Origin of the sequence: Methylobacterium sp. BTF04 (genome assembly GCF_010692745.1) — a bacterium.
Taxonomy (GTDB): Bacteria; Pseudomonadota; Alphaproteobacteria; order Rhizobiales; family Beijerinckiaceae; genus Methylobacterium.
Genome location: NZ_JAAHTB010000204.1, coordinates 1 through 914, shown reverse-complemented (window position 1 = coordinate 914; position 914 = coordinate 1). Strand labels below are relative to the sequence as shown.

Here is a 914-nt window from a genome sequence, read left to right as displayed (position 1 = left end):
CTTTACGCTACGCTCGCCGCCTCAGATCCACTGCCCTCATGAATAAGACGGGTTAGAGGTCGCCTTCCGGTATGATGCAGGGCATGGAACAGGAGCAAAGGGCAGGGTCGTTCAGTTCGATCCTATATATGCCCTAGTCGACACAGGTGCGGACCTAAACTATGCAGATCCCTACCTAATCGAAAAGTACAAATGCCCAAAGATTGGCTCTGCCAATGTGTCTGGCGTCACCTCAACCCTTCAGTCTTCTCACCACGTCTGCCATCTATTTTTTCCTAATATTGGACTGCAGATAGAGACTGATGTCGTCGGCTCACCCCTCCGGGCGAACGGTCGCCAGTATGATCTCATCCTTGGCTGTCTCTTTCTGCAGAAGGGTATTCTGCATATGGATTTTCCCTCCAAGTCGTTCAGCTTCTCGCTGCCCCGCTGAAGTAAGCCATAGCGCGAGCCATGGTGAATTTGGGTCAACGTTGGGAAATGAAGACCTGCAAGCAGCCTCTCGAACTACCGCAGCGCAATTGCTCATCACGTCTCTCCTCACGAGTTCCAAAGTCCAGGATAGGTGTCGAGATCGTAAGTCCGCCGCGGGAACGCCTGCGTCGCGATCTCTGCGAAGGTCAGTTCGCCCTCGGCCGTCGCACCGCCGAGCGTCACCCGCTTCAGCTCCAGCCCCTCGATCATATCGACCACCGTCGTCAGGTCGCCGCCGAGATATGCCCGATACGTCACTCGGATCGCGCTGGTGGCCTGCTTGAGATACGGCAGGATGCGGCCCGACACGTTGTCGATCGAGAGCTTTGCGGGCGTTGGGCCGTTATCCTCAAAGCCTGGCGGCGTGTAGGCGAATGCGCAGGCGATGGCCCAAACGCGGCGGCCGTCCTCCAGCGTGATCTCCACATCGTCCTCGATGC

1 protein-coding gene is annotated in these 914 nt (G+C 57.1%); it reads right to left on the bottom strand.

Annotated features, from left to right (window positions below):
- Positions 1–540: 540 nt before the first annotated feature.
- On the bottom strand, positions 541–914 hold a 374-nt coding region (locus tag G3T14_RS24335; protein ID WP_163645029.1), incomplete at its 5' end, for a DUF1833 family protein.